Annotated in this window: 16 protein-coding genes; 12 read left to right on the top strand and 4 right to left on the bottom strand. The window is 51.4% G+C overall.

Annotated elements, in window-relative coordinates; genetic code table 11:
* Nucleotides 1-55 precede the first annotated feature (55 nt).
* On the bottom strand, nucleotides 56-1,636 hold the full coding sequence (locus ACJJIC_RS00110) for a sensor histidine kinase (RefSeq protein ID WP_445357792.1): 1,581 nt from the start codon (nucleotides 1,634-1,636) through the stop codon (nucleotides 56-58).
* A gap of 89 nt (nucleotides 1,637-1,725) precedes the next feature.
* Here ACJJIC_RS00110 and ACJJIC_RS00105 point away from each other — a divergent pair, with 89 nt between their 5' ends.
* The gene (locus ACJJIC_RS00105; RefSeq protein WP_445357791.1) at nucleotides 1,726-3,354 is read left to right on the top strand and encodes an NAD+ synthase; all 1,629 of its coding nucleotides are present in this window, start codon (nucleotides 1,726-1,728) and stop codon (nucleotides 3,352-3,354) included.
* 58 nt (nucleotides 3,355-3,412) lie between these two features.
* Here the strand turns inward: ACJJIC_RS00105 and ACJJIC_RS00100 are convergent, their stop codons facing one another.
* The gene (locus ACJJIC_RS00100; protein WP_444908673.1) at nucleotides 3,413-4,345 is read right to left on the bottom strand and encodes an outer membrane protein assembly factor BamD; all 933 of its coding nucleotides are present in this window, start codon (nucleotides 4,343-4,345) and stop codon (nucleotides 3,413-3,415) included.
* A gap of 118 nt (nucleotides 4,346-4,463) precedes the next feature.
* Here ACJJIC_RS00100 and rluD point away from each other — a divergent pair, with 118 nt between their 5' ends.
* The 6 genes from rluD (at nucleotide 4,464) to ACJJIC_RS00070 (ending at nucleotide 13,693) form a co-directional block, all read left to right on the top strand.
* Nucleotides 4,464-5,420 (top strand): 23S rRNA pseudouridine(1911/1915/1917) synthase RluD, encoded by a 957-nt coding sequence (gene rluD, locus ACJJIC_RS00095; protein ID WP_444908674.1) that lies wholly within the window; start codon nucleotides 4,464-4,466, stop codon nucleotides 5,418-5,420.
* Nucleotides 5,421-5,500: 80 nt separating this feature from the next.
* On the top strand, nucleotides 5,501-6,274 hold the full coding sequence (gene pgeF / locus ACJJIC_RS00090; protein WP_445357790.1) for a peptidoglycan editing factor PgeF: 774 nt from the start codon (nucleotides 5,501-5,503) through the stop codon (nucleotides 6,272-6,274).
* A gap of 21 nt (nucleotides 6,275-6,295) precedes the next feature.
* Nucleotides 6,296-6,442, top strand: a complete 147-nt coding sequence (locus ACJJIC_RS00085) for a hypothetical protein (protein ID WP_445357789.1) — start codon at nucleotides 6,296-6,298, stop codon at nucleotides 6,440-6,442.
* A gap of 112 nt (nucleotides 6,443-6,554) precedes the next feature.
* Nucleotides 6,555-9,158, top strand: a complete 2,604-nt coding sequence (gene clpB, locus ACJJIC_RS00080) for an ATP-dependent chaperone ClpB (RefSeq protein WP_445357788.1) — start codon at nucleotides 6,555-6,557, stop codon at nucleotides 9,156-9,158.
* Between the two features lie 338 nt (nucleotides 9,159-9,496).
* Complete coding sequence (locus tag ACJJIC_RS00075; protein ID WP_445357787.1) at nucleotides 9,497-10,603, top strand: efflux RND transporter periplasmic adaptor subunit; 1,107 nt, start codon at nucleotides 9,497-9,499, stop codon at nucleotides 10,601-10,603.
* 18 nt (nucleotides 10,604-10,621) lie between these two features.
* A complete protein-coding gene (locus ACJJIC_RS00070) occupies nucleotides 10,622-13,693 on the top strand; it encodes an efflux RND transporter permease subunit (RefSeq protein WP_445357786.1) in 3,072 nt (1,023 codons plus the stop codon).
* A 20-nt stretch (nucleotides 13,694-13,713) separates the two neighbouring features.
* On the opposite strand, the gene ACJJIC_RS00065 is transcribed toward ACJJIC_RS00070, so the two are convergent.
* Complete coding sequence (locus ACJJIC_RS00065; protein ID WP_445357785.1) at nucleotides 13,714-14,778, bottom strand: AraC family transcriptional regulator; 1,065 nt, start codon at nucleotides 14,776-14,778, stop codon at nucleotides 13,714-13,716.
* 252 nt (nucleotides 14,779-15,030) lie between these two features.
* On the opposite strand from ACJJIC_RS00065, the gene ACJJIC_RS00060 reads away from it, so the two are divergent.
* Together ACJJIC_RS00060 and ACJJIC_RS00055 are read left to right on the top strand one after the other, a co-directional pair.
* The gene (locus ACJJIC_RS00060; RefSeq protein WP_444883729.1) at nucleotides 15,031-16,248 is read left to right on the top strand and encodes a hypothetical protein; all 1,218 of its coding nucleotides are present in this window, start codon (nucleotides 15,031-15,033) and stop codon (nucleotides 16,246-16,248) included.
* Nucleotides 16,249-16,267: 19 nt separating this feature from the next.
* The gene (locus ACJJIC_RS00055; RefSeq protein WP_445357784.1) at nucleotides 16,268-17,347 is read left to right on the top strand and encodes a DUF4785 family immunoglobulin-like domain-containing protein; all 1,080 of its coding nucleotides are present in this window, start codon (nucleotides 16,268-16,270) and stop codon (nucleotides 17,345-17,347) included.
* A gap of 10 nt (nucleotides 17,348-17,357) precedes the next feature.
* Here ACJJIC_RS00055 and ACJJIC_RS00050 read toward each other — a convergent pair whose 3' ends face one another.
* A complete protein-coding gene (locus ACJJIC_RS00050) occupies nucleotides 17,358-17,837 on the bottom strand; it encodes a DUF4124 domain-containing protein (RefSeq protein WP_445357783.1) in 480 nt (159 codons plus the stop codon).
* A 459-nt stretch (nucleotides 17,838-18,296) separates the two neighbouring features.
* Here ACJJIC_RS00050 and ACJJIC_RS00045 point away from each other — a divergent pair, with 459 nt between their 5' ends.
* Genes ACJJIC_RS00045 through ilvC form a run of 3 tightly spaced genes read left to right on the top strand, consistent with a single transcriptional unit; the run spans nucleotide 18,297 to nucleotide 21,586 of the window.
* Nucleotides 18,297-20,033, top strand: a complete 1,737-nt coding sequence (locus tag ACJJIC_RS00045; RefSeq protein WP_444883732.1) for an acetolactate synthase 3 large subunit — start codon at nucleotides 18,297-18,299, stop codon at nucleotides 20,031-20,033.
* A gap of 11 nt (nucleotides 20,034-20,044) precedes the next feature.
* On the top strand, nucleotides 20,045-20,536 hold the full coding sequence (gene ilvN / locus ACJJIC_RS00040; protein ID WP_252084471.1) for an acetolactate synthase small subunit: 492 nt from the start codon (nucleotides 20,045-20,047) through the stop codon (nucleotides 20,534-20,536).
* A gap of 24 nt (nucleotides 20,537-20,560) precedes the next feature.
* Nucleotides 20,561-21,586, top strand: coding sequence for a ketol-acid reductoisomerase (ilvC, locus tag ACJJIC_RS00035; RefSeq protein ID WP_444891386.1), 1,026 nt, complete (start codon nucleotides 20,561-20,563; stop codon nucleotides 21,584-21,586).
* Nucleotides 21,587-21,678: the final 92 nt, after the last annotated feature.

The following is a 21,678-nucleotide window of genomic DNA, read 5'->3' as shown; positions in this document are numbered from 1 at the left end:
GAATATTCTCATACATTTTGGGAAATATTCCTGAGCAGAATCAAGTCACATTCTTTTAGTGAGCAAATTCAACTCTAAAGCAACTCATATCATCCCTGCTGCGGCAGTGGTAGAGATTGGCCTGATTGGTTTCACAGAGTTCTCGGGCAATATAAAGACCCAGACCACTGCCGCGGTTGCCGGTGGTGAAAAAGGGCTCAAAAACCTTGTCTTGGTGTTCCTGTGGAACCCCTGATCCTTGGTCTTTCACATCCAATTGAGTACAGCCGCGCTCAGGATTGTAGTACACGCTAATTGAAGCGTGTCTCTTGCCGGAGGCTACTTGAGAGTGGTGCAGGGCATTGTCGGTTAAATTGGTGATCACCTGGGCCATTTGAGCCGAGTCAAACCTGGCTTTGAGGGGGTTCTCAGGTAAGTCGAGCTCAACTTGATCTGCCCCAATGGATCCGGCGCTATAGTCTTGGATCAACTGTTGTAGCCAGCTACTGATGTCATGTTCCTGCGGATCGCCTGCCCGGCGCCGCGAGAGTTGCATAACATTTTCGACGATCTGATTAACCCGCTGGCTCTGCCTACAGATGATCTCGGTGAGATAGTGATCTTCCTCTGCCAATTGGGAGGATTCAGACAACAGTTGGGCAGCATGGCTGATAGCCGAGAGAGGGTTGCGAATCTCATGGGCGATGGAGGCGGTGAGATGTCCGAGAGAGGCAAGTTTCAATTTCTGTGCAGCTTCGGCCAGCTTGCGATTATCTTCTACGAATACCAGTGTACTGTTGCCGCTTTCATGCTCGAGCTTCGCGAAGTTTAGGTGCAGTTCTCTACCATTGTCCCCTTGTAGCAGTGAAGTATCGGGTCCTTTAGTATCGCGCCACTGGCGAATCGACTGGAGTACTGAGCTCCCTGCGAGGCTTTCAGCGTGTAACTGCTCTCCCAAGAGCCGTCGGGCTGCCTGATTTATCAGCTCGGGCTGGCCAGTAGGGCCCATTACCAGTACTCCGGTGCCCATACGCTCAATAATCAGCTGCGCCAGCCTCTGAAGGTGTGCAGCTTGGCGGCTTTGCTGGTCGGCGCGAATATTGGCACTACGAATACGTACAGACAAATACTGTAATGCGCTCACCGTGGCGAATAGCAACAGGCCTAAGCTTCCTGCGGCAACAATATCCTGACTAGTGCCTTTACCTGAGATCAAATTATACAACTCTAGGCCGATGACCCCGAGACTTGCCAGCGCCGCGAAGAAGGCACTCATTCGGCGGTCTAAAAGAATAGATCCGATTGAACAATTGATTAGCAGTAGATAGCCGAGACCGGAGTTCAAGCCACCACTGGATTCAATTAAAAGAAGGAAAACCAGAATATCGCAGGCCAGAATGATACCAATTTGGCCTGTGCCTACTTGATAGGCCTGCTGGCGTAAAAAAATTAACCAGCCAAAGTTAAGTAGGGAATACACCACGCTTGTATATAAGAAAAGTAGCGGTGCAGTATCTCCAAGGGCGCCGGCTCCTATATCCGAATAGAAAATTCCAAGTAACACTAGGGCGATAGATAGCCGATAAATTGCGCAAATTCGCAATAGCTCATGGTGTTGAAAAGAGGGGGTTGTACTGGTGTCGTTGGCACTACTCAAGGTGGTTTCCCGGTATGTTGTTATGGTGACCGCTGCCGTTAGAGCCCACAGGGGTTACAATGGCGGCCTGTCTTGTCCGAGGTTTAACCATGTCTACTTTGCAGCTAGTGCTGGCACAAATCAATTCTCTCGTAGGAGATATCCCAGGTAACACCGCTCGAGTAATTGAGGTGGCTAACAGGGCTCACCGAGAATTGGGTGCCGATCTGGTCCTTTTTCCCGAGTTGACTTTGTGTGGCTATTCTCCAGAGGATTTACTGCTGCGTCCCAGTATGCAAACTCGAGTTGAGGCTGCACTGGAAGCATTGAAAGCTGTTCAACTGCCCTGTGCAATTCTGATCGGCTATCCCCGTCATCTAAACGGCAAGCTATTTAATATGGCGGGCCTGATTGCCAACGGAGAGTTGGTGGCGGAGTATGCCAAGCAAAAATTGCCAAACTATCAAGTATTCGATGAGAAGCGTTATTTCACCAAAGGTGATCAACCTTGTGTCGTGGATATCAAGGGTATTTCGGTAGGCTTTAGCATTTGCGAGGATATCTGGCATCGGGAACCCATACAGCAGACCGTAGAGGCAGGGGCCAAATTGATTCTGAATATCAATGCCTCTCCCTTTCATCGCGGTAAATCTCTTCAGCGACAGGAGTTGATATCCACTCAGGCACGTGTAGCGGAAACACCAATTGTGTATGTGAATTGGTGTGGTGGTCAGGATGAGCTGGTCTTCGATGGGGGTTCAATGGCTGTGGATGCCGATGGACAGATCTGCGCCAGGGCAGAAGAATTTGCCGAGCAGTTACTGCCCGTATCGGTTTCCCTGCAGAGTGGAAGAGTAACCCTATTACCCGGTGAGGTGGCGCCTCTTATGGGGGATCTGGCATCGGTTTATCAGGCGCTGGTACTGGGAGTACGCGATTATGTTAATAAAAATGGTTTTAACGGTGTGGTACTGGGACTCTCAGGTGGCATTGACTCGGCTTTGACCCTGGCGATTGCCGTGGATGCACTGGGCAAAGATCGGGTGGAAGCAGTGATGATGCCATTCCATTACACTTCAGATCTGAGTAAGACTGATGCCGCCGATCAGGCGCAGCGCCTTGGCGTGAATTATCGGGAAATTGGAATCGAGCCCATTTTCGATGCCTTCATGGGGGCATTGGCGGAAGAATTTGCTGGTAGTGCGAGAGATACCACCGAGGAAAACCTGCAGGCGCGGGCTCGCGGAGTATTGCTTATGGCGATCTCCAATAAGAAGGGGGCCATGGTACTGACCACCGGTAATAAGAGTGAAATGGCAGTCGGTTATGCGACTCTTTACGGAGATATGGTTGGGGGCTTCAACGCGCTAAAAGATGTGCCCAAGGTACTGGTGTTTGAGTTGGCGCGCTATCGAAATACGGTCTCGGAAGTCATTCCTGAAACTGTTATCACACGACCGCCAAGTGCTGAGTTGGCCCCAGATCAGGCGGATACCGACAGTCTGCCTCCCTACGAAGTGTTGGATGAGATTCTGAATCTCTACGTCGACAGAGACTTCAGTGCCGAGCAAATTGTTAAGCAGGGATTTGAGCGCAGCATTGTGGAGCGTGTGGTGCGCCTGGTATCACGCAATGAGTACAAGCGTCGCCAGGCTGCCGTGGGTGTGCGGATTTCAGAGCGGGGTTTTGGCCGAGATCGGCGCTACCCGATAACCAATGGTTGGAAGGCCGGCGAGTAAGCTGGACTAGAACATAAAACGGCGCCGAAAGGCGCTGTTTTATGTTTAGCAAGGGGTATTACATCAGCTCCGGAGGGAGAGGGGCTTCATCGCGGTTGTACTCGGGGTTATACAGTTCGCGGCTATCGAAACCTTCGGGATCAGACTTTTCAAACAACCCGAGGGTAACACGGTGTACCAGGCTGCGGCCGCTGGCGCCTTTGAAGAAGTCATAGTTGAAAGTGCCATCTTCATTGAACGCTGGATGCTTGGGATAGTTGTTGCGCAGCACGCTCAGGGCGTTGGCTTCCAGCTCCGGCATCTCCATCAGATGGTAGCCCTGTACCATCACTGCGAGTGCATCGGGTACGGCCGGAGTCTGCTGGAAGTTTTCCACAACATAGCGGCCACGGTTAGCAGCGGCGAGGTAGGCGCCGCGCTTGAAGTAGTAGTTGGCCACATGGATCTCATAGCGAGCCAGCAGGTTGCGCAGGTGAATCATGCGTTTCTGCGCATCTGCGGCGTAGCGGCTTTCCGGATAGCGGGCCATCAACTGAGAGAAGTAGGCGAAGGATTCGCGTGCAGCACCTGGATCTCGGTTGGTGAGGTCGGTAGGCATAAAGCGCTCAAACAGGCCGGCGCCCTCGGTGAAGGAGGATAGTCCCTTCATGTAATAGGCGTAATCGACATTGCGGTGTTGCGGATGCAGCCGGATAAAACGGTCCGCTGCGGCGATGGCAGCATCGTTTTCATAGTTGCGGTAATAGGCGTAGATCAGCTCCAGCTGGGCCTGCTCTGCATAGTTACCGAAGGGGAAGTTGTCTTCCAGGGCGCGCAGGTTCTTGATCGCCAGATCCCACTGGCTGGTGCGAAGTTGCCGCTGGGCAGCCTCGTAGAAGGCTTGTTCTGTGCGGTTGCCAGTGGGCAGGCCCTCTTCTGAGTCATCGGTGTTGGCACAGGCAACCAATAATACCGACACCAAGGCCAGCGACAGCATTTTCCAGGCTTGCATAGCCCCTCGCTCTATCATTCTCACACTCTACCTTATTAAACTATCCGCCAAGATTAATCTGGCGCTCCAGACATTTAAACACAGTCCCGGAGCTGCCCAAAGTATTTGCAATTGTTTGATGAATGACCACCTAAAACTCAATATTGAAGTTCCGGCCAGTATGGCTGGTCGAAGATTAGACCAGGCAGCAGCCGAATTAATTCCCGATTACTCCCGTGCTCGCCTGCAATCCTGGATCAAAGGCGGCCAGCTCACCTTGAATGGTGCTGTTGCCAAGCCTAAGGATAAGCTATTTGGCGGTGAGCAGCTCAGTCTACGCGCGGAATTGGAGGCTCAGGGAAGCTGGAGCGCCCAGGCCCTGGACCTGAATATTGTCTATGAAGACGATAGTCTCATTGTGATCAATAAGCCTGCAGGTCTAGTGGTTCACCCGGCTGCGGGTAATCCTGATGGCACTTTGCTAAACGGCTTGCTACACCACTGCCCAAATCAGGAGGTGATTCCCCGTGCTGGCATTGTGCACCGTTTAGACAAAGACACCAGTGGCCTGATGGTTGTCGCCAAGACTTTACCGGCACAGGTACACCTTGTAGACCAATTGAAGCAGCGGACGGTCAGTCGGCAGTATGACGCTTTAGTACAAGGCTATATCACCGGCCCCGGTCGCGTTGACGCGCCTATCGGTCGCCATCGCCAGAATCGACTGAAAATGGCGGTACTCGATTTTGGTGGTAAAGAAGCCATCACGCATTATCAAGTGCATCAGCGTTTCCGTGCCCACACCCTGTTGCGCTGCAAGCTGGAAACCGGGCGTACCCACCAGATTCGAGTGCATATGGCCCATATTCGTCATGCATTGGTCGGCGACCCGCTATATGGTGGGAGGCCTAAATTGCCCGCCGAGGCTAACAGGGAGCTGGTTGAGGCACTACAGGGGTTTCCCCGTCAGGCCCTACACGCTGCAGAGTTGGCCCTGGTTCACCCGCGCACCGGGGAAAATATGCACTGGTGTGCTCCTATGCCAACGGATATGCTTCAGTTGCTCGAGCTCCTCAATAGGGATCGGAGTGAGTGAAATCTGTGACTATATCTTCACTTGAGGTGGAGTGTGCAGTCACGGCCCGCTCCGCAACATCGATATAAAGCAGAAAAACTATGTCCCTCGATCATTACCTGACCCCCTCTTGGCCGGCGCCAGCCAGGGTGCGTGCCGTCACTACCTTGCGCAATGGCGGTGCTAGCACTGGAGTTTTTAGCAGCTTCAATCTTGGCGCCCATGTGGGGGATGAGGAGCCTGCAGTAATGGCCAACCGGCAGCAGTTGTCGGAGGAATTGAAGCTGCCGGCGGTGCCTCAGTGGCTGGAGCAGATTCATAGTGACAAGGTCATTGAGGCACAGAGCGATGGGCTTGTGCGTACCGCTGATGCCAGCTTTAACCTTGGCGGTGGCGCTGCTTGCGCGGTTCTCACAGCCGACTGCCTGCCGGTGCTTATCTGCGACAAGACGGGCACCAGGGTAGCTGCAGCACATGGGGGATGGCGCGGTTTGGCCGAGGGCATTTTGCGTAACACGGTTATTGCGCTTGATTGCGACCCAAAAGAATTACTAGTCTGGCTGGGGCCTGCGATTGGCCCCGAAGCTTTTGAAACGGGCGTCGATGTTTTAGAAGCCTTTTTCGAGCATGCGCAAAGTGGCACGCATACCGAGGCGATTGCGCAGTGTTTTCGTCCCCACAGTAAAAAACCCTTGCACTTTCTTGCAGATATCTATGCCCTGGCGCGAGCTGAATTGGCTGAACTTGGCATAGAAAATATTTATGGGGGAGAATATTGTACAGTGAATGAAGCCGAACGTTTTTTTTCTTACCGCAGGGAAAGAACTACCGGACGAATGGCTTCATTAATCTGGTTGGCGGATGATGAAAGCTGAGAACATTGTAAAGAAAGGCGAGTGATTTTTGCTGTGCTTCCTATCTATTGGGGCCTTACTTGCAAAAATCAAGCTCCAGGTGTGGATTTAAAACTAGATTTAAGAAAAATTATTTTGCGCATTAGTGATTTACGTCAGGAATTCCCACCAATTGATTTAAATCATTGAAAACCTTCCTCCCGCCCCTATTTTATTTCCCAACACTACACTGAAGCGTGGCGCCGCTTGGCTGCTATCGACCCAGTACTACAAAAATCCCCGAGTAGGAGAGGTTGCATTCATGCGTATAGACAGAATGACAAACCCGCTGCAGGCAGCTTTTGCCGATGCACAATCTCTGGCCGTTGGCAGAGATCACAACCAAATTTATCCAGAGCACCTGTTGCTTGCGCTGCTCAACCAAAATAACGGCAGCGTGCCTGCATTTTTGTCGCAGGCCGGATTTAATCTAAATGGTCTGCGCAATGACCTGGCTAAAAGGCTGGATAACCTGCCAACTATCAGTTCCCCCACTGGGGACGTGGGTATGTCGCAGGAGCTGATGCGCCTGATGAACCTCACGGATAAAAAAGCGCAAAAAAATGGTGATAGTTTTATTTCCTGTGAGACAGTTTTACTCGCTGCGTTTGATTCTGCTGCAGGGGAAATTGCCAAAATACTCAATGCCAATGGCGACTTAAAACAATTAGAGGCAGCGATACAAAAAGTGCGTGGTGATGAAAAAATTGACGATCCCAATGCGGAAGAGGCACGTCAGGCATTGGATAAGTACACCTTGGATCTGACCGAACGCGCGATAGCCGGCAAGCTGGATCCGGTGATTGGTCGCGACGATGAAATTCGTCGTACGATACAGGTATTGCAGCGTCGCACTAAAAACAACCCGGTACTGATCGGTGAACCCGGTGTGGGAAAAACCGCGATTGTCGAGGGGCTCGCTCAGAGAATTGTGAACGGTGAGGTTCCCGAGGGCCTCAAAGACAAGCGTCTGTTGTCATTGGACTTGGGCGCTCTGCTAGCCGGCGCCAAGTTCCGTGGAGAATTTGAAGAGCGCTTAAAAGCTGTTCTCAATGAGCTTTCCAAGCAGGAAGGGCGGATCATTCTGTTTATTGATGAGCTGCACACCATGGTGGGGGCGGGCAAAGCTGAGGGTGCTATGGATGCCGGTAATATGCTTAAGCCGGCTCTAGCGCGTGGTGAGTTGCACTGTGTTGGCGCCACAACCCTGGATGAATATCGCCAGTACATCGAGAAAGATGCGGCCCTTGAACGTCGTTTCCAAAAGGTACTGGTGGATGAGCCCACCGAGGAAGATACCATTGCCATATTGCGAGGATTAAAAGAACGCTACGAAGTGCACCACGGCGTGGATATCACCGACTCGGCCATCATTGCTGCCACCAAATTGTCCCAGCGTTATATTACCGATCGTCAGCTGCCGGACAAAGCGATCGACCTGATCGATGAAGCGGCCAGTCGTATCCGCATGGAAATAGATTCCAAGCCGGAATCGATGGATAAACTGGAACGCCGTTTAATCCAACTTAAAATCGAACGCGAGGCAGTCAAAAAAGATAAAGATGACGAGGCCACACAAAAGCGCTTAGCCAAGTTGGAGGAGGAAATTCACCAGTTGGAAAAGGAATACTCCGATCTCGAGGAAGTTTGGAAAGCGGAGAAATCCCAGCTTGCGGGTAGCCACGACCTGAAAGAGAAACTGGAACAGGCCAAGTTGGATATGGAATCGGCGCGTCGCGCCGGTGACTTAACCCGAATGTCGGAGCTGCAGTACGGTGTTATCCCACAGCTGGAACAACAGTTGAAGTCTGCTGCAACCCATGAGGCAAGTGAAGAGCCGCGCCTGTTGCGCAATCGGGTAACCGATGAAGAAGTGGCCGAAGTTGTTTCTCGCTGGACAGGTATCCCGGTTTCCAAAATGCTGGAGGGCGAGCGGGAAAAATTACTGCGTATGGAAGACGAGCTTCACAAACGTGTTATAGGCCAGGGTGAAGCGGTGGAAGCTGTCGCCAATGCTGTGCGGCGCTCCCGCGCGGGTCTCGCCGATCCTAATCGCCCCAACGGCTCTTTCCTATTTCTGGGCCCCACCGGGGTTGGTAAAACTGAGCTCTGTAAGGCTCTGGCACAATTTCTCTTCGATACCGAAGATGCCATGGTGCGCATCGATATGTCGGAATTTATGGAAAAGCACTCGGTGGCCCGCCTGATAGGCGCACCTCCGGGGTATGTGGGTTACGAGGAGGGCGGCTATCTGACTGAGGCGGTGCGTCGTAAACCCTACTCAGTGGTGTTGCTCGATGAAGTGGAAAAGGCACATCCGGATGTATTCAATATCCTGCTGCAGGTGCTGGATGATGGCCGCCTGACCGATGGCCAGGGTCGCACCGTGGACTTTCGCAACACTGTTGTAGTGATGACTTCCAACCTGGGGTCGGACCTGATCCAAAAGTTTGCCAGCGCCGAGAGTGGTGATGACTTGGATGCAGAAATACGTTATCGACAGATGAAAAATGCGGTGATGGAAGTGGTGGGTAATCACTTCCGCCCAGAATTTATTAACCGTATTGATGAGGTAGTGGTATTCCACCCGCTGGATAAGGCGGAAGTGCGCTCCATTGCGGAAATTCAGTTGCGACAATTGTGCCGCCGTCTGAGCGAGCGTGATCTGAAGCTGGAGGTTTCCGAGGGCCTGTTGAATAAGCTTGCTGAGGTGGGCTTTGATCCGGTCTATGGCGCTCGGCCACTGAAACGGGCGATACAAATCTGGCTGGAAAACCCACTGGCGCAAGATGTGCTCGCAGGTAAATTTACTCCCGGCACCACTATCCACGCGGATGTCGAGGGTGATCGGGCGGTATTCCGCTAGTCGGCATTATTCGTTTGTCTGTCGATGAAACAGGTAGTTATACATCTGTTTCATCGACTCTTAGAGTAGGATATTTCGTTTTCTTCCTCCTTCTTTATCTCGCTCAAAAATTGGGTGCAGGTACCTATCTTTCCACCATTATCGTCACTTCCGTCCCTTCCATGGCGTTCAAATATCATTTCAGGCTAATCCAATGAGAGTCTAACAATACGCACGGGATTTTCTTTATAAACTAAATCTGGTGGTCTGTTCAGTTGGTGGCTCCCAGAGTCAGACTTCCCGTCTTGTTGATCCGCGGCATTGTTGTGAATGATCGGGGGTAAATTATCAGTAAACGCATGGTGCTAATGCTGCTCGGGTGCCTGGTACTTTTTGGCGGTATTTTTGCGTATAAATTTATTGCCCAGCGCATGGTGAATCAATTTCTGGACAATATGCGTTTGCCGGCTCCTACAGTGACCTCGGCGAAGGCGCAGGTGCAAAATTGGCCAGAGGATTTAAGCGGGGTTGGTACAGTCCGTGCCGTCAATGGTGTTGAGGTTACGACAGAGGCCGAGGGTGTGGTTAGTGCTATCCACTTCAAGTCCGGCCAGTATGTACACAAAGGCGACCTTCTCGTGGAAATATTCGCCGAGCCGGAGAAAGCACAGCTGCAGGTTCTGGATGCTGAGCTGCGTTTGGCAAGGCGCAATTATGCACGAATTAAAACGCTTACCGCGCGTGGTGTGACCACCGAAGCAGAACTCGATAGTGCACGTAGCACCTTGGATCAGGTAGTGGCCAATATCGAGGTACAGCGCGCCAGGGTGGATCAGCGTAGAGTGCTGGCGCCTTTTAATGGTGTTCTAGGAATACGCCGTATTGATCTTGGGCAGAATGTCAGCCCCGGGGACGCGGTAGTCACTCTTCAACAGCTCACGCCTATCTTTGTCGACTTTTCCCTGCCAGAGCAGAAATACTCTCTGGTTAAGGAGGGGATGCCAATCAGCCTGACTACCGATGCTTTTCCCGGTAAAACCTACCAGGGGAGAATTACCGCGGTAGACCCCAGAGTAGATAGGGCCAGCCGCAATTTCCTGATACAGGCTACGCTCGAAAACCCCAAGAAGCACCTGCGCCCAGGTATGTTTGCCCAGGTTTCTGTAAAAATTGAAGCCAGCCGTCGAGTACTTTCGGTCCCCCGAACGGCCCTGTTGTTTGCTCCCTATGGCGTATCGGTCTTTGTGTTGGAAACGGATGCCTCTGATAACAGTATCACCGCAAACAAACGTTTTGTTAAAACCGGGGAGGAGCGCGGTGATCTGGTGGAAATTGTAGAAGGATTGCTACAGGGCGATGAGGTGGCCAGCAGCGGCTTGCTCAAATTGCGCAACGGTGAGGCTGCGGTAATCAACAATGAGAACAAGCCGCCAGAGGACCCATCTCCCACTCCTGAAAACAGTTAATTTCTACTGGGTGTTGCGGTGAATTTTACAGAAATATTTATTCGTAAACCGGTATTAGCTTCAGTAGTCAGTTTATTTATTTTTCTACTGGGTTTGCGCTCAATAACTGAATTAAATATTCGCCAGTATCCGGAACTGGAGAATGCAGTTATTACAGTCACTACTGTCTATGTGGGAGCAGACTCCGATCTTGTACAGGGATTTATTACCACGCCGCTTGAACAGGAGATTGCAACGGCGGATGGCATAGATTACATGGTATCTACCAGCGTACAGGGGCTCTCGACCATCAATGCCTATGTGCGATTTGATTACGACCCCAACGAGGTGCTGACTCAAATTGTTGCCAAGGTAAATAAATTGCGCAGCGACTTGCCCGAAGAGTCTGAGGATTCCAGTGTGGAGATGCAGCAAGGGGAAACAACCGCTGCCATGTACCTTTCTTTTTCCTCGGAGATCCTTGCTAACAATCAAATTACCGATTACTTAGTTCGGGTTGTGCAACCCAAGCTGGCTACTATAGCCGGGGTACAGCGTGCACGTTTGCTTGGGGACAGTACTTTTGCTATGCGCGCCTGGTTGAAGCCTAAAGAAATGGCTGCGTTGGAGGTGACACCTGAAGACGTAGCCAATGCCCTGCGTAATAACAATATTCTTTCTGCTGCGGGGGCTACCAAGGGCTCTAGAGTAGCTATAGAAATACGTGCAGACACGGATATTTCCCGCCAAGTGGATTTTCAAAATCTGGTGGTGCGGGCGAGCGGCGATCAATTGGTAAGACTTAGAGATGTAGCGGATATTGAGTTGGGAGCGGAGACTTACGATAGCTCGGTGACATTTAACGGGCAGTCTGCAACTTTTATTGCTATTGAAGTCGCCCCCAATGCAAACTCCTTAGATGTTATCAAGCATGTACGGGAAAAGCTGGAGAGTGAAATTTTCCCGCAGTTACCGGAGGGGATGCAGGGAGAAATTCCCTATGACAGTACTGAGTATATTCAGGACTCTATTTCTGAAGTGGTGCGTACCATTGTCGAGGCAGTGATCATCGTTATCGTGGTCATCTACCTGTTTCTGGGGTCTTTGCGCAGTGTTTTGATTCCTGCCATCGCGCTTCCTCTTTCCCTAGTGGGTGCAATGTTTCTGATGTTGTTGATGGGCTTTTCCATCAACTTGCTAACTCTGCTAAGTATGGTGCTGGCTATTGGCATAGTCGTGGATGATGCGATTATCGTTTTGGAAAATGTGCACCGCCATATTGAAGAGGGGCTCACGCCGCGCGAAGCAGCCATTGTAGGGGCTCGAGAACTTGCATGGCCAGTAGTAGCCATGACTACCACTTTGATCGCCGTGTATATTCCTATTGGCTTTCTCGGTGGCCTTACCGGAACTCTGTTTATCGAGTTTGCGTTTTCTCTCGCCGGTGCCGTGCTGCTATCGGGTGTGGTTGCGCTAACACTTTCACCAATGATGGCTTCTAGGATACTGAAGCCGCGTGACGGTGGGGGGACACGCTTGGAAGCCTGGTTGGAGCGGCGCTTTGCGAATTTACAGAAGGGTTTTGAAAAGCGCTTGCACAACGCATTAGAGGAACGCAGCGTTATTTTGCTTTTCGGTTTGATTGTTTTGGTGAGCTGTTATTTTCTTTTTATTACTTCACCGCAGGAGCTGGAGCCTACAGAAGATCGGGGTTTGGTCCTCACTATATCTACAGCAGATGCTTATGCCACGCTGGATTATGTTGAGCAATATACAGGGGAGTTGGTGGATATTGCTGATCTCTATACTGAGGTGGCAAATATTTTCCTGCTCAATGGCGCCGGTACTTTTAGCAGTGGCGTCAATAATGCGACTGCGGGTTTTGTATTAGGGCCCTGGGAAAAGCGCAAACGTGACACCGCACAAATGCAGGAACTAATCAGTGAGGATGTGCGCAACATCGCTGGTCTTAAAGTGGCTGTGGTTGTGCCGCCGAGCTTGCCCACTGCAGGTGGTCAACTGCCGGTGGAATTTGTTATCGGGGCAACAGAACCAGTGGAGAACCTCGCCGATGTTGCCAGTGAGATCATGGCAAAGGCCTTGCAAAGCAGGAAGTTTATTTTTCTGGACTCCGATCTGAAAATTGATAAGCCTAAGGTCGTTATTGAAATAGACCGAGAGAAGGCTGCGACTATGGGGGTGGATATGGTGAACCTCAGTCGTGACTTGGGGGCAATGCTTTCCGGTGCTTATGTTAATCGCTTCTCACTTGATAATCGTAGTTATAAGGTGATCCCCCAGGTCGAGCGAGTTGATCGCCTGACTCCTGCCCAGTTGAAGCAATATTATATCCGGGCGATTAACGGGGACCTGGTTCCTATTAATACCCTGATTAATCTGCGCCAAATCGTTGAACCACAGCAATTAAAACGCTTCCAGCAACTTAATGCGGTTACGATATCCGGGGTGCCGCGCCCGGGTGTCACCCTAGGTGAAGCGTTGGACGTTTTGGAAAATGCGGCGAGGCAAATACTGCCAGCCGAGTATTCTGTGGACTACTCCGGTCAATCCCGTCAATTCAAAACGGAAGGTTCTGAATTAGTCATAACTTTTTTCTTCGCACTGATAGTAATTTATCTGGTGCTGGCGGCCCAGTTTGAGTCCTGGCGCGACCCTCTCATTATGTTAGTGACTGTCCCGATGAGTGTGTGCGGCGCTATGATCTTTGTAAGCCTGGGTCTAACCACACTTAATATCTACACCCAGGTGGGACTGGTGACTCTAATCGGCGTTATCTCCAAGCATGGAATTCTAATTGTGGAGTTTGCCAATAAATTACAAATGGGGGGAGTGGATAAGCGTACCGCTATAGAGGAGGCTACTTCTATTCGTCTGCGGCCTGTATTGATGACAACGGCATCACTGGTGCTGGCAATGGTGCCACTGTTGATTGCTTCAGGGCCCGGTGGTGGGGCCCGTTTTGCCATGGGGCTGGTCGTCGCCTCGGGTATGACGATTGGCACATTGTTTACCCTTTTTGTTGTGCCTGCCATGTATCTTTATTTGGGGCGGGATTACGAAAAGATAAGGGCACAAGTGCAGGGCAATTAATGGCCTCGTGCATGATACTTTTAAGCGTCGAGGATACCCCTTGTGGTGTTACTACGGCGGAACTCACTGGGAGTAACCCCCTCGTGTTTTTTAAAGAAGCGGGTAAATACCGCGCGCTCGGCAAAGTGCAGCTTTATTGCGATACTCTCGACAGATTCACTGGAGGACAGCAGTAGATGTTTGGTCAGGGCCAGGGTGACACTGTCTTTTAGCTCCTGAAAAGTAACCCCCTGTTCTTTCAATCTCCTTTGCAGGGTGCGGCGGCTGGTGCGAAAGTGAGCGGCGGCCTGTTTAATGGTGACTTCCTCGCGGAGAATGTGTTTTTCCAGCCATGAGCGCAGGCTCGCGGCTAAGTTGTAACTCGATAGCGTATTGTGTAGGACAGTTTTTAAAACATTGCGGCTCTGGCTACGCAGTAACTTGTGGTAGCTGGGGATAGGAAAATCCAGTGTTTCAGAGCCAAGAATAATGGCGTTGGTATCACAGTCAAATTCTACTGGGCTTTGGAATATACGGGCATAAATAGAATCATCCTCGGGTTTTGGCCTGCGCAACTTAACACCGCATACCTCAGTAAACTGGGGGTTCAGCGTACGCAATAATTCCGCGATTCGGGCCATTAACATTTCGGCAAAGAAATGGTTTACCGGTTCGCTAAATAATTCTAAGCGCCATTGCAGAGTGAGGACTTCACATTCTTTTTCTTGTCTTGTTTCGAATCTTAGTAGCGGTGCCAAGGTTTGCGATAAAACAATTTCCGCAGGGCGCAGTATTTCCCGTGGCCGCCGCAGGGAGGGTTGCGCCTCGATAATGGTTTCTTCCAGCCACAAGATAATAGGAAAGCGACTGAAACTGAGTCCCGGTGAAGAAACTGGGGAAAGTGCTACCAGGTTTTCAATCAGTGCATTGAACTCGCTGTAACTCAGTCGCTCGTTCTCGCGGGGATTCCAGCTAAATGCGAAAGGCAGCCGCTCAATTAGAGTACCAATAGGAATACCCAGCCGCGCAGCAGCTGTAACGAAATAGGGTGCAAATATTTTAGGCACGCCGGCATGGCCGGACATATTTTTATTCTGGTCTCTCATGACTCTTTGCCGTCCGGGTGGCGTTAATTCGATCATAGCAAAGGCGCATCAATCTAAGAAAACAATAATGTGAATTATGACGAACCGGTCGCCTCATGTGGCGCACTTGATCATCCTGTGGCGCCATAAATCCTATTGCGGCACCCACCTCAGCAGATAAGTTGCAGGGGTCTGCAGTGTGTTGCGAAACGGATACCTCGAGACTCTGCGGTCAGTAAATATCCACTTATAAAATTATAAAGGTCAATAACCATGACACTGTCTAAACGACTGGGCGCAGGCCTGTCTGTTTTTTTTGCTGCGATGGTAGGCACTTCTGCAGCGGTAGCGGAGAACTGCTACATCCTGGTCCATGGACATGGAGTCGAGGGGCATACAACCAGTACAGCGAGCGATGGGAGTTTAGTGCAACCGGCACTGGACTATTGGAGCGAAACCTATTTCGATGAATATAAAAACAGCAGTTTTATCGACCAGCTGCTAATCAGCGGCGGTAATTACGGAGTAGTGGGGTACAACTCTACCGATGAGGGTGAGCTGCCCTACTGGCACGATAAAACCTCCGGTGAAATTGCACGGCAAATTATTCAGATCCGCAGTGGAGCCGGAGACAGGTTCGAACACGAAAACCAGTGTTCTGCCGATGATACCTTCTGGATTATTTCCCACAGCCAGGGCGCTGCGCAGATGATGTATATCGCTGGCAACGCTGTTGAAGGATCACCTTACTACAACCGTGCTTACAATCAGTACGACACAGATACTGAAGTACAGGATGTTAAAAAGTGCTCGACAACTTGGTGGGGTAGCAAGAGCTGTAAAACCGTTTCTGAGGAAGTGCAGGTTGCCAGCCTGAGTGATGCCAACGCGGTTACTGTGGATTTTGATAGTGCGATTAGCGGAGTGGCTGCGATCTTCACCACTGGTGGAGCAATCACCGGTACCGAGGGCGTGGATCGTATCTGTAATGGCACTTGGTATGACGAGGTGATCAATGACCTCTTCTTTGGCAGGGAGTGTGCCGCGGTGCGCTATATGCAGACCAACGATATTTATACCGTGCGTAATTACGTGGGCACTAATCTGGGTGCGCCTGTCTACACCATTGGCGGCTACGCGGGCTTTCCCGGTGCAGAAAGCGTTTCCTCGGCACTGCTGAATGGTGAAGATGATGGTTACATTAATCTCGCTTCCCAGATGAACTGTTCTGGTTCCGGCAAACGAAGCCTCTGGTCAAACCTCAAGCAGTACGACACCTTCATGGGTATTGCCTACGGCAGTGCCACCTTCTCCTGTGACAACGACAATAAGGGTACGGCTCGTTCCTACAATCTGGCCAGCATTTATACCGATCACGATGCTCAGCGCAATGGCGGTATTTTGTCTCCGGATTACGATGGCATTCCCGATGGTTTGAATTGTGGGGTTGGTAAAAACAGCGCCGGCCGAATTGCCGCCTGTACTCAGTAATTTTTGCGGGAGCTAGCCCATGTCCGTCAGCAACAATCGCCTTAAGGGGCGCTTAGCCATCCTGGGATCCATTGTCTTTATCGCCGCAGCCGTGGCTTATTGGTTCACTGGTGAGGGTGGGGAAGTATCCACAGCGGTTGTTGCCAAGGCGGAAGCTGGCGGGCTCCATGCCTCACAGCCACAAAGGGCCGAGCTTCAAGAGGTAGCGCTGGTTGAAGAGAAACCGGTCGAGGATAAATCTGTTCAGGTTTGGCAGGAGATCCAGGCGCGGCCGGTCAAGACCGAGTTGCACCAGTCACTGCTCTCTGATCTGGCAAAATTTCACCGCTATCCACCGGAAAATCGCGCGATCAAGAGCGCTTCGCAGGATCCGATTTCCCAGACCCATGCCCCAGACCAGCGTACTACCTACAGTGACAATGGAGACACCTTGACCCTGTGGACTGATCAGAAGTTCTATCTGTATGGTGATACCGTGCGTGTCTTCGCCTTTCAGACCGATAGCGATGGTGTCAAGGTACCAGCGGACCTGACCGCCCTGATGGTGTTGGATGACCAACATGTGCTGGGTTCACTGACCTTTGAAGATGGCAACGGGGACTTGGTTTACGAGGCGGAGATAGAGGCGGGAGCTTACCAAGGGCAGTCGCTGCCAACGGGTATTTATAAGATCATCGTGGATACGGATATCGATGGCCTGCGCGATGCAGCGGCATTTACACTGTCAGAGGATACGGGCAGCTATACCGGCAACTTGCGGGACTCGCTTACCAGTGAGGGTAATTTACTAGTGGAAGCCGAAGTGGAAATATTGCAACAGGGCCGTTTTTACTTCCGTGGTTCCCTCTACAACGATGAGCAGACGCCCATTGGCAGCACCCAATATGCGGTTGAGCTTTCTCCAGGGCGCCACTGGATCCCCTTCGAATTTTACGGTCTGATGATCCGCGATGCCGATCAGAATGGCCCCTATCTGGTTAAGCAGCTGAGTATTGCGCGGGTGACGGTGCCCAGGGCAGATAGGCTGTTTGAACCCAGCTATTACACCGAGCGTTACAGCCTGGAGCAGTTTAACGAAACGCCCTATAAAGAGCTTTAAAAGCTAGGGCTTAGCAGTTATCGCGGATACTCAGTTTTTCCTTGGTAATGCGTTCCTGGCGTTCATCTTCTCCCAGCATACGGTGATTGCCCTGTTCGTCGATTTCACGTACTCGAGCGTGGGTAGTCAGGGCTTTTAGGTTTTTCTGGGAGGACTCACAGCGTTGTGCGCGTGCTGCTGCCTGGGCGCGGGCTACTTGCTCATCCACTTTTGAGGGGCCCTGGGCTTCTTGTTTTGTGGTATTTTTTCTCTCGGAAGTGGGCTTGGCAGCCACTTGTTTGGCTTTTTCTGCAGCTATCGCAGCCTGTTGTTCCGCTTCCCATTGTTTGTAGCGCTCCGACTTCGGCTTCTTTATAACTTCAACTTCAGTGCTACTGGGTGGCTGCTCCCCAAAGTGCACCACGCCGTTCTCATCCACCCACTTGTAGATGCCGTTGGCTTGAGCGGCCAGTGCCAGGCCGGAGAATAGCATTGCGAGTGCGACGCGCATTGGATTACCCCTCATCGTTGTATCTTTCCTTACCCGACATATTGTACCGGTAACGGTGGACTTTCCTGTAACTCTCTTAACACTTTCAGTCATGTCTATTGACAGTCAATGTTGGATTGGCAAAATCGACTGTTTCCTCGGCGAGTAGTCGTCTCCGCACACCCGCGGCCAGGACACTAGCACAGGTGGACCACCCCTCCACCGCAATTCCGCCGAGAGGCTCTCCCCACCCCTGGAGGCCTGCTAGCCTGCAATTCGGACACCGCCGTGTCGGTTTCAGGCTGGGTGTTTTACTGCGCGCGATGATCTCATCCTAAAAATCGGCATGTAAACACGCAACAGGCTGATATCTGTCATCATTTTCCTTTACAATTGCCGTTCAACATTCTTGTTGTTCGTTCGGTTAGCGGTTCTTTGGTGATGGCTATCCTACCAACTAGGTAAATTGAGGAGACTCAAGTGGAATTACTTTCCGGCGGCGATATGTTGGTTCGCGCGCTGCAGGATGAAGGGGTAGATCTGATTTTTGGCTACCCGGGCGGTTCGGCACTGCATATCTATGACGCCATCTTTAGGCAGAAGTCCATCAAACACATTTTGGTGCGGCATGAACAGGGTGCTACTCACGCTGCAGACGGCTATGCCCGCTCAACAGGCAAGGCGGGTGTTGTACTTGTGACCTCGGGTCCAGGGGCCACGAATGCGATTACCGGAATTGCTACCGCCTATATGGATTCGATTCCTATGGTGGTGATTTCGGGTCAGGTGCCCAGCGATAAGATCGGTGAAGATGCCTTTCAGGAAACCGATATGGTTGGTTGCTCGCGGCCAATCGTAAAGCACAGTTTCCTGGTGAAGAACGCCGAGGATATTCCTGAGATCGTTAAGAAAGCTTTCTATATAGCCACGACTGGCCGCCCTGGCCCTGTGGTGATTGATGTACCCAAGGATGTAACCAACCCCGCCGAGCGCTTTCCCTATCGCTACCCGGATAAGCTGCGCATGCGCTCCTATACTCCGGCGGGCAAGGGCCACAGTGGACAAATTCGCAAGGCGGTGGCGTTGTTGCTATCGGCGCGGCGACCGGTAATTTACGCTGGCGGTGGGGTGGTTCAGGGGGATGGCTCCGAACTGCTCACTGAGTTGGCTCGCCATTTGAATTATCCCGTGACCAATACCTTGATGGGACTCGGCGCTTTTCCCGGTAGCGATAAACGTTTTCTCGGTATGCTCGGCATGCATGGCACCTTCGAGGCTAATACCGCTATGCATCATGCAGATGTCATTCTGGCGGTGGGAGCGCGTTTCGATGACCGCGTTACCAATACACCCAGCAAATTTTGTCCGGGAGCCAAGATTATTCATATTGATGTGGACCCGGCTTCTATTTCCAAAACCATCGTCGCCGATATTCCCATCGTTGGTACTGTGCAGTCAGTACTGGCTGATATGCTGGAAGCCTTTAAATCCAGTGAGGAACAGCCGGACCAGTCAGCAATCGTTGACTGGTGGCGTCAGATAGACGACTGGCGTGAACGTCACGGCCTCTATACCGTTCCGCGATACAAAACTGACGGCGCCCTGATCATGCCGCAGGAGGTCATTCGTGCGGTTTACGATATCACCGAGGGCGATGCCTTCGTGACCTCTGATGTTGGACAACACCAGATGTTTGCCGCCCAGTATTACCATTTCGACAAGCCGCGCCGTTGGATTAACTCCGGCGGGCTCGGCACCATGGGTTTTGGTCTGCCTTCTGCCCTGGGGGTGAAGATTGCCCACCCAGATAAAGAAGTTGTCTGTGTGACCGGTGAGGGCAGTATCCAGATGTGTATTCAGGAATTGTCCACCGCTACTCAATACCATCTGCCGGTTAAGATTCTGTGTCTCAATAACCAGGCACTAGGCATGGTGAAGCAGTGGCAGGAAATGCAGTACGAAGGGCGCCTTTCCAACAGTGTCTACGAAGAGTCTCTGCCGGACTTCGTCAAGCTTGCAGAAGCCTATGGCCACCTGGGTGTGAAGATTGAGCGAAGAGAAGACCTGCATGAAAAACTGCAGGAGGCCTTTGCGCATAAAGACCGCACGGTGTTTATCGATGTTTATGTCGATCCCTCTGAGCATGTCTACCCGATGCAAGTCATGCCGAGTGGTTCCATGCGTGATATGTGGCTGAGCAAAACCGAACGGACATAGGGGTTAGGGAAATGCGGAGAATTATTTCGGTTTTGATGGAGAACGAGCCGGGAGCGCTATCCCGAGTTGTGGGATTGTTTTCCCAGCGCGGCTACAACATTGAGAGCTTGACTGTGGCGCCTACAGAAGACGCCACTTTGTCACGTCTCACCATGGTGACCATAGGTGATGATCACAAGATCGAGCAGATAACAAAAAACCTCAACAAATTAATTGATGTGGTGAAGCTGGTTGACCTTACTGAAGGCTCTCACATTGAGCGGGAATTATTGCTGGTAAAGGTGCGCGCCAATGGAGCCCAGCGCGATGAGGTCAAACGAAGTGTAGATATTTTTCGTGGGCAGATAGTGGATGTTACCAGCAGTATGTACACGGTTCAGGTTGCCGGCACAGGTCAAAAACTCGATGCATTTTTACAGGCATTGGGAGAGCACACCATTATGGAAGTCGTGCGCTCCGGGGTTTCTGGAATTGCCCGCGGTGAAAAAGTATTAAGTGTTTAGATAGCAGGAAATAGGAATTTAGTCATGCAAGTTTATTACGATAAAGATTGTGAACTGTCTTTAATTCGCGGGAAAAATGTTGCGATTATCGGTTACGGTTCTCAGGGGCATGCCCACGCCAATAACCTCAAGGATTCCGGTGTAGAAAATATTGTTGTCGGTTTGCGCAAGGGTTCTGGCTCCTGGAGCAAAGCGGAGAGTGCCGGCCTGCGCGTTGCCGAGGTAGAGAGTGCGGTCAAAGATGCTGATGTGGTAATGATTCTGGCACCGGATGAGTACCAAGCCAATATTTACAAAGAGCAAGTGGCCCCCCATTTAAAATCTGGTGCGGCACTCGCCTTTGCTCACGGGTTCAATGTGCATTTCGAACTGATTGAGCCGCCGGCAGATATAGATGTCATTATGATTGCGCCAAAAGGTCCCGGGCATACTGTACGCTCCACTTATCTTGAAGGGGGCGGTGTGCCAACTCTGATTGCGGTTTATCAGAATGCTTCCGGCAATGCGAAAGAACTGGCACTTTCCTACGCCAGTGCAAATGGTGGCGGCCGCTCTGGAATTATTGAAACCAATTTCCGTGAGGAGACTGAGACAGATCTTTTTGGAGAGCAGGCTGTATTGTGCGGGGGGGTTTCCGCCCTGGTGACCGCTGGTTTCGAAACTCTGGTTGAGGCCGGTTACGCGCCTGAGATGGCCTATTTCGAGTGCCTACATGAGCTGAAGTTGATTGTCGACCTGATGTATCAGGGCGGTATTGCTGACATGCGCTATTCTATTTCCAATACTGCAGAGTACGGTGATTATGTCACTGGGCCGCGGATTGTTACCGATGAGACTAAAGCAGAAATGCAGCGCGTTTTGAAGGATATTCAGACCGGGAAATTCGCAAAGGACTTTATGTTAGAATCTCTCGCTGGACAGCCGCGCTTAAAGGCTGAGCGCCGCATTGGTGCAGAACATCAAATTGAGCAGGTGGGTGCCAAGCTTCGTGCCATGATGCCCTGGATCAAAGCGAATAAAATTATTGATCGGACAGAAGGCAACGGTTGAGAACTGTTTAACTAAAAAAACGGCGGGATACCCCGCCGTTTTTTTTTGCCCTGTGCCCACACAGGGCAATGGCGTACACTCGCTGGCTGCAA

The sequence above is a fragment of the Microbulbifer mixtoriginis (SeqCode) genome, from assembly GCF_052468275.1.
The sequence above is the reverse complement of the archived record's forward strand: the minus strand, read 5'-3'. Positions and strand labels throughout refer to the sequence as shown.